The sequence below is a fragment of the Streptomyces xiaopingdaonensis genome (genome assembly GCF_000262345.1).
Taxonomy (GTDB): domain Bacteria; phylum Actinomycetota; class Actinomycetes; order Streptomycetales; family Streptomycetaceae; genus Streptomyces; species Streptomyces xiaopingdaonensis.
Genome location: NZ_AJTQ01000323.1, coordinates 24,042 through 30,673 on the forward strand (window position 1 = coordinate 24,042; position 6,632 = coordinate 30,673).

A 6,632-nucleotide genomic window follows, 5' to 3' on the forward strand; every position below is an offset into this window, starting at 1 on the left:
TTCCGTGGTACAGGCGTACATCCTGATCCAGACCGACGTCGGAAAGGCCTCGGCGGTTGCCGAGTTCATCGCGGAGATGCACGGAGTTCTCCAAGCCGAGGACGTCACGGGGCCGTACGACGTCGTCGTACGCGCGCAGGCGGAGACGGTCGACGACCTCGGCCGCATGGTGGTGGCCAAGGTCCAGCAAGTGGACGGCATCACCCGCACTCTGACCTGTCCCATCGTCCATCTCTAGGCCCCCGTATGCTCGCCGCGTGAGCATTCCGCACCGCAGCACAGGCCGTCCCCGGGCGGCGCTCGGCTGCGCACTGCTCCTCACGGCCGTCGCCGGCTGCGCGATGACGGAGAGCGACGCGCGCCCCGCGGCCCCCAGCCCCTCGGGCAAGGCCGCGACGGTCTGCCGCAGCCTCCACGACGCGCTGCCGGGAAAGGTCGAGGGCGAGGAGCACAGCACCGACGCCACCGACTCCTCCTACCCCGCTGCCTGGGGCGACCCGGCGATCGAACTCCGCTGCGGGGTCGACCGGCCGGCGAAGCTGACACCAGGCACAGAAGAGTACAACCCGACGTCGGAGGCGGCCGAGGTGAACGGCGTCTCCTGGCTGATCGAGGAGCAGGACGAGGGCTACCGGTTCACGACCACCGACCGTGCCGCGTACGTCGAGGTCACCGTCCCGGAGGCGTACGCTCCCGAGATCGGCGCCCTCACCGACCTCGCGGAGCCCGTGCGCGCCGAGGTTCCCCGCACGCACTAGGCCGCCAACCGCCCTGCGGACACCGCAAGTCGGGGTTCAGCGCAGCCCGGTGGAGCGCCGCAGCGCGGCCTGGATCAGGCGGTCGACGAGCTCGGGGTACGGGACGCCCGTCTCCTGCCACATCCGCGGGTACATCGAGATCGGTGTGAACCCGGGAAGGGTGTTGATCTCGTTGATGACGAACTCGCCGTCCTCGCGGAGGAAGAAGTCGACGCGGGCCAGGCCCTCGCAGGAGAGTGCGTCGAAGGCGCGGACGGCGAGTTCGCGGACCTTCGCCGTCTCCTCCTCGGCGAGCGGGGCGGGCACGCGGCCGGAGGCGGAGTCGATGTACTTCGCCTCGAAGTCGTAGAAGTCGTGCTCGCTCACCGGCGGGATCTCGGCCGGCAGGCTCGCCCGGGGGCCTTCCTCGAACTCCAGCACCCCGCACTCGATCTCGCGCCCGTTCAGCAGCGCCTCGACGATGATCTTCGCGTCGTGCCTGCGCGCTTCGGCGACGGCGTCGTCGAGCCCGGCGAGCCCTTCGAGCTTGGTGATGCCGACGGAGGAGCCGGCGCGCGCAGGCTTCACGAAGACCGGCCAGCCGTGCTCGGCGGCGAAGTCGACGATCCTCGCCCGCGCCGCGGCCGGGTCCTGCTCCCAGTCGCGCGGGCGGACGGTGAGGTACGGGCCGACAGGAAGCGCGAAGGACTCGAAGACCCGCTTCATGTACTCCTTGTCCATCCCCACGGAGGAGGCGAGCACACCGGCGCCCACGTAGGGCACCCCGGAGAGTTCGAGCAGCCCCTGGAGCGTCCCGTCCTCGCCGTACGGGCCGTGCAGGACGGGGAAGACGACGTCGATCTCGCCGAGGGCCTTCGGCACCGCGCCCGGCTCGGTGTAGACGACCTCGCGCTCGCCCGCGTTGAGCGGCAGGACCACGCCCCCGTGCTCGGACTCCGCGACGTCGGCGACGTCGGGCAACTTCCGCCCCTCGATCGCCATGCGCTCCGGCGCGTCCACAGCGGGCATCCAACGGCCGTCGGCGGTGATGCCGATCGGTAGCACCTCGTACTTGTCGCGGTCGATCGCGGCGAGGACCGCGCCGGCAGTCACCACCGAGATCGCGTGCTCGGAGCTGCGTCCGCCGAAGACGACGGCGACGCGGGGCTTGGGAGAGGGGCTGTGGCTGCTCATATCGCTGCGACTTTACCCGGTGGGCCAGTTCGAGTCAGCGGGTGAGGGCGCGAGTCCCCCACGGTTCCGCGTGCGGCCGAAGCCGCCGGTGGGCGCGGGCCGTTCACCGGCTCCGGCGCGTCAGACACGCTCCGGCTTGGCGCTGCGGCCCATCAGTTCCTTGAGCGCGACGTGCGGCGGCTTCCCCTCGTGGACGATGTCCGCGACCGTCTCCGAGATCGGCATCTCGACGGCGTGCCGCTGCGCCAGGGTCCGCACCGACTCGCAGGACTTGACGCCCTCCGCCGTCTGCTTGGTGACGGCGACCGTCTCCTCCAGCGTCATGCCCCGGCCGAGGTTGGTGCCGAAGGTGTGGTTGCGCGAGAGCGGCGAGGAGCACGTGGCGACGAGGTCGCCCATGCCCGCGAGCCCGGCGAACGTCTGCGCGTCGGCGCCCATGGCGAGCCCGAGGCGCGCCGTCTCGGCGAGGCCGCGGGTGATGAGCGACGCCTTCGCGTTGTCCCCGAGGCCCATGCCGTCCGCGATGCCGACGGCGAGCGCGATCACGTTCTTCACGGCGCCGCCGAGTTCGCACCCGACGACGTCGGTGTTGGTGTACGGCCGGAAGTACGGCGTGTGGCACACCTGCTGCAGCCTCATGGCGACGGCCTCGTCCGCGCAGGCGGCCACGGCGGCGGCCGGCTGCCGCGCGGCGACCTCGCGGGCGAGGTTCGGCCCCGTGAGGACGGCGACCTGCCGCTGCGGCACCCCGGCGACCTCCTGCACGACCTCACTCATCCGCTTCGCCGTGCCGAGTTCGACGCCCTTCATCAGCGAGACGAACACCGCCCGGGACGGCAACAGCGGTTTCCAGGCAGCGAGGTTGGCGCGCAACGTCTGCGAGGGGACGGCCAACACCGCGAACTCGGCGCCGGACGCGGCCCGAGCCGGATCGGTCGTCGCGGTGATGCCGCTCGGCAACTCGACGTCGGGGAAGTACTCCGGGTTGCGGCGGGCGCCGTTGATCGCGTCGGCGACCTCCGTGCGCCGCCCGCACAGCGCCACCTCGCACCCGGCGTCGGCGAGCACCATCGCGAAGGCGGTCCCCCACGAACCGGTGCCGAATACCGCTGCCTTCGTCACGCGTTCTCCCCCTCGGCCGCCGGGGCGGCGCTCTCGTTGCGGTGTGCGGGCTCCGCGCCGGGGGACGGCTGCCGCGGCTGCGGAGCGGCGTCCCTGCGGTAGCGGAAGCGTTCCGCCGGCGGTTCCTCTTCCCTGACCTGGGCGAGCTGCTCCGTGACCGCGTCCATCATTACCTCGGTCGCCGCGCGCAGCACCTCGCTCGTCGGCTCCTTGTCGTAGAACTCCGAGAGGTCGACGGGCGGTCCGGCCTGCACGACGAACGTCTTCCGCGGGAACAGGCGGAGCTTCTTCCCCTTGGCGTAGGGCGGCATCGCGAGGTTGGCGCCCCACTGCGCGACGGGGATCACCGGCGCCTTGGTGATCAGCGCCACCCGCGCCGCGCCCGTCTTACCCACCATGGGCCACATGTCGGGGTCCCTGGTGAGCGTGCCCTCGGGGTAGAACGCCACGCACTCGCCCCGCTCGACGGCGTCGACGGCCGCGCGGAACGCGCCCACCGCGTCCGCCGACTCGCGGTAGACCGGGATCTGGCCCGTGCCGCGCATCACGGCACCCACGAAGCCCTTCTTGAAGAGCCCGACCTTGGCGAGGAACCGCGGCACACGCCCGGTGTTGTACTGGTAGTGCGCGTAGGAGAGCGGATCGAGATACGAGTTGTGGTTCACGACGGTGAGGAATCCGCCGTCGTTCGGAATGTGCTCCGTCCCTCGCCAGTCGCGCTTGAAGAACAGCAGGAGCGGCGGTTTCGCCAATACCGCGGCAAGGCGGTACCAGAAACCGACTTTGTGGCGGGACACCCGGACACCATCTCCTCTTGGCCCGTATCGACAACCGCGTGGGATCTCCCCCGGAGCGCATCGGGTTGCGTCTCCCCGCTCGGCGCGCGGACCTCCCGGCGGGGCCGGGGGAGTACGGGAGTGGGCGGCTCCCCTGCGGGCGGGGAGAGACCTCCCCGGCGAAGCACAGGGCAGTGTTGCGCGGCCCATGCCGCCCTGTCGAGCGTGTACTCCGCTCCGCTGCGCCGACCACACCGTAACCCGGGTCCGTTCCGCGGACGCGGGGTGCGGGCGAGAATGGCGGCGATGCATCCGTCCGAACCCCCGGCCCGCTGGAGCCTCGTGGTGCCGTTGAAGCCTCTGGCACGCGCCAAGACGAGGCTGACGCCGGCGGCGCGGGGCGGCCGTATGCCCTCGCTCGTCCTCGCCTTCGCCAAGGACACGGTGAGCGCCGCGCTGCGCTGCCGGCTCGTCGCGAGTGTGGTCGTTGTCACGGACGACGCCTACGCCTCGGCGGAACTCGCGGCGCTCGGCGCGAGACCGGTCCCCGACGCTCCGGCCGCCGGCCTCAACGCCGCGCTCGCGTACGGCACCGCCGCGGCCCGCGCCGAGGCGCCCGCCGCTCCCGTGGCGGCCCTCAACGCGGACCTGCCCGCGCTGCGCACGGCGGAATTGGCGAGGGTTCTCACGGCTGCCGGCCAATTCCCGAGAGCTTTTCTCGCCGACGCCGAGAAAAAGGGAACGACCCTGTTGTCCGCCTTGCCTGGAATGGAACTCGCCCCCGCATTCGGCCCCGAATCACGTACGGCGCACGGCGCTTCGGGGGCGGTCGAGCTCACGCTCGGCGGCGTGGAGAGCGTCCGCAGGGACGTCGACACGGCAGCGGACCTGGAGGCGGCCGCCGAACTCGGCCTGGGGCCGTGGACGGACGCCTGGCGGGCGGCCGGCGCCGGCCCGGCCGCGCGCCCAGCGGCCCGGTAGGCTGCGCGCCATGCAGGCCACCGCGTACACCTTCGACGACGCGTCGCACACCGGCAGCGTGCTGCTCGACGACGGCACCCCGCTCGACTTCGGCGCAGCGGCCTTCGAGGCGGGCGGCCTTCGCCTGCTCCGCCCGGGGCAGCGGGTCCGGGTCGACGTCGAGGGAGAGGGCGAGCAGCGGCGGATCACCCTCGTCACGCTGCACACCTGGTGAGCGGCGGCCGCCACCGGACCGCGCGCCTCGGCTGAGCAGACGCTCAACACGCATGCGCCGCACGCTTCTCAGGAGGGGCGTGCGCCCGCACACGAAAAGGCCGCGGACGCACAAGCCGCGGGCCGGGCTCCCCCGAGGGAGCCCGGCCCGGCGCTTCGCTTCGTCCGCGGCCCGGAGTTGGCCGGTCAGCGCCTGCGCGCGGTCGACTTCTTCGCGGTGGTCTTGCGTGCCGCCGTCTTGCGCGCCGGGGCCTTCTTGGCCGTGCTCTTCTTGGCGGGTGCCTTCTTCGCCGTCGACTTCGAGGCGGTGCTCTTCTTCGCCGCGGTCTTCTTGGCGGGTGCCTTCTTCGCCGTCGACTTCTTCGCCGCCGACTTCGAGGCGGTGCTCTTCCTCGCCGACGTGCTCTTCTTGGCCGTGGTCTTCTTCGCGGCCGTCTTCTTGGCGGGGGCCTTCTTCGCCGACGCCTTCTTCGCGGTGGCCTTCCGCGTGCTGGTGCCGCTGGAGAGGCTTCCCTTGGGGGCCTTCTTCACCGCGACGTCGTTCTTCGGGAGCTTCTTCGCCCCGCTGACGAGGTCCTTGAAGCCGGCGCCCGCACGGAAGCGCGGGACCGAGGTCTTCTTGACCCGCACCCGCTCACCGGTCTGCGGGTTGCGCGCGTAACGCGCCGGACGGTCGACCTTCTCAAAGGAACCGAAGCCGGTGACCGAAACCCGCTCGCCCTGAACGACGGAGCGGACGATCGCGTCGAGTACGACATCGACGGCGTCGGCCGCCTGCTGTCGTCCACCGAGCTGGTCTTGGATGCTTTCGACAAGCTGTGCCTTGTTCACGTCTTCCCCTTCGGAGACATTGCCGGAACGAATCTGTTCAAGCTTTTTCGCACGCTAGGCAGATATATACCGCAAATCAAACACGAAACGGGCGAATCACCCTTGTGCCGCAACGAACTCGACCTTCACGGCGTTCCGTCAGCGCGCACGTCTCCCGGCGCGTTGGGGAATCGGCCCTCGTCGATGTCGACCATCAGACGCTCCAGGCGCCTTTCGGCATCGGCCAGATCGTGCTTGGAAGCCGCCGTGATCACGAGCAGCTTCCGGAACAGCGCCAGTCGAACTTCGTCCGACACACGCGACGAACGGACGCGCCCGTTGGCTTCCTTGAGTCGGGCGGCGAGCCGGTCGTAGAGCTCCAGTTGACCGTCGCGTTCCATGCGGTGATTGTGCCATCTGCGGTGAGTTGTGACTTCCAGCGGGGTGCGCCGCGCGTCCTGCGTCCCGCGTGCGGCAACGGCTGCCGCACCACGAACGCGGCCCAACTGCCCTGCGTGCCGGGTCAGTTGGAGGTGTCATCCGACGCTCGGAGTCGAACCCCGGGCGGCTGCGCGACAAGCGGCGCTCCCTACTGTGAACTGATACGACGCTCAAGAGTATTTCAAGTCATTCAGCGCCTGCCAGGGAGGCAGGTCTCGGGCACGACAAGGCCGTTGTCCGAACGACTCCCCAAGACCGTTGCAGGGAAGGCCCGATGAGGCGGCGCGCCACACCGGGGACCCACCCGAAGGGTACGAACTCGTCGGCGCACACAGCACGAAGCGCGCCCCCGCCGGTG

At 70.9% G+C, this 6,632-nt stretch carries 9 protein-coding genes; 4 read left to right on the top strand and 5 right to left on the bottom strand.

Translation table 11 applies throughout. The features are described 5' to 3' along the window. The first annotated feature begins 4 nt into the window (after window positions 1–4). Together UWG_RS0124875 and UWG_RS30960 are read left to right on the top strand one after the other, a co-directional pair. Window positions 5–238 (top strand): Lrp/AsnC family transcriptional regulator, encoded by a 234-nt coding sequence (locus UWG_RS0124875; RefSeq protein ID WP_016909908.1) that lies wholly within the window; start codon window positions 5–7, stop codon window positions 236–238. 19 nt (window positions 239–257) lie between these two features. Beyond that, entirely contained in the window at window positions 258–758 is a 501-nt protein-coding gene (locus UWG_RS30960; RefSeq protein WP_016909909.1) for a DUF3515 domain-containing protein, read from the top strand. Between the two features lie 36 nt (window positions 759–794). Here UWG_RS30960 and UWG_RS0124885 read toward each other — a convergent pair whose 3' ends face one another. The 3 genes from UWG_RS0124885 to UWG_RS0124895 all read right to left on the bottom strand — a co-directional run bounded on the left by UWG_RS0124885 (window position 795) and on the right by UWG_RS0124895 (window position 3,850). Next, complete coding sequence (locus tag UWG_RS0124885) at window positions 795–1,931, bottom strand: D-alanine--D-alanine ligase family protein (RefSeq protein ID WP_016909910.1); 1,137 nt, start codon at window positions 1,929–1,931, stop codon at window positions 795–797. 120 nt (window positions 1,932–2,051) lie between these two features. Further along, window positions 2,052–3,053 (bottom strand): NAD(P)H-dependent glycerol-3-phosphate dehydrogenase, encoded by a 1,002-nt coding sequence (locus tag UWG_RS0124890; RefSeq protein ID WP_016909911.1) that lies wholly within the window; start codon window positions 3,051–3,053, stop codon window positions 2,052–2,054. Continuing rightward, the gene (locus UWG_RS0124895) at window positions 3,050–3,850 is read right to left on the bottom strand and encodes a lysophospholipid acyltransferase family protein (RefSeq protein WP_016909912.1); all 801 of its coding nucleotides are present in this window, start codon (window positions 3,848–3,850) and stop codon (window positions 3,050–3,052) included. The genes UWG_RS0124890 and UWG_RS0124895 overlap by 4 nt, the downstream gene beginning before the upstream one ends. A gap of 276 nt (window positions 3,851–4,126) precedes the next feature. Here UWG_RS0124895 and cofC point away from each other — a divergent pair, with 276 nt between their 5' ends. Both cofC and UWG_RS0124905 read left to right on the top strand, forming a co-directional pair. Then, window positions 4,127–4,810 (top strand): 2-phospho-L-lactate guanylyltransferase, encoded by a 684-nt coding sequence (gene cofC / locus UWG_RS0124900; RefSeq protein WP_016909913.1) that lies wholly within the window; start codon window positions 4,127–4,129, stop codon window positions 4,808–4,810. A 10-nt stretch (window positions 4,811–4,820) separates the two neighbouring features. Beyond that, complete coding sequence (locus UWG_RS0124905) at window positions 4,821–5,024, top strand: hypothetical protein (protein ID WP_016909914.1); 204 nt, start codon at window positions 4,821–4,823, stop codon at window positions 5,022–5,024. Window positions 5,025–5,209: 185 nt separating this feature from the next. Here UWG_RS0124905 and UWG_RS32365 read toward each other — a convergent pair whose 3' ends face one another. Together UWG_RS32365 and UWG_RS0124915 are read right to left on the bottom strand one after the other, a co-directional pair. Continuing rightward, a complete protein-coding gene (locus tag UWG_RS32365) occupies window positions 5,210–5,854 on the bottom strand; it encodes an HU family DNA-binding protein (RefSeq protein WP_016909915.1) in 645 nt (214 codons plus the stop codon). Window positions 5,855–5,979: 125 nt separating this feature from the next. Beyond that, window positions 5,980–6,234: an SCO5555 family protein gene (locus UWG_RS0124915; RefSeq protein WP_016909916.1), complete on the bottom strand. Its 255-nt coding sequence runs from the start codon at window positions 6,232–6,234 to the stop codon at window positions 5,980–5,982. Between the last annotated feature and the right edge of the window lie 398 nt (window positions 6,235–6,632).

Excerpts from the sequence above, each read along its gene's own strand:
- UWG_RS0124915 (WP_016909916.1), bottom strand. The coding sequence starts at position 6,234 with ATGGAACGCGACGGTCAACTGGAGCTCTACGACCGGCTCGCCGCCCGA.
- UWG_RS0124905 (WP_016909914.1), top strand. The coding sequence starts at position 4,821 with ATGCAGGCCACCGCGTACACCTTCGACGACGCGTCGCACACCGGCAGC.
- cofC (WP_016909913.1), top strand. The coding sequence starts at position 4,127 with ATGGCGGCGATGCATCCGTCCGAACCCCCGGCCCGCTGGAGCCTCGTG.
- UWG_RS0124885 (WP_016909910.1), bottom strand. The coding sequence starts at position 1,931 with ATGAGCAGCCACAGCCCCTCTCCCAAGCCCCGCGTCGCCGTCGTCTTC.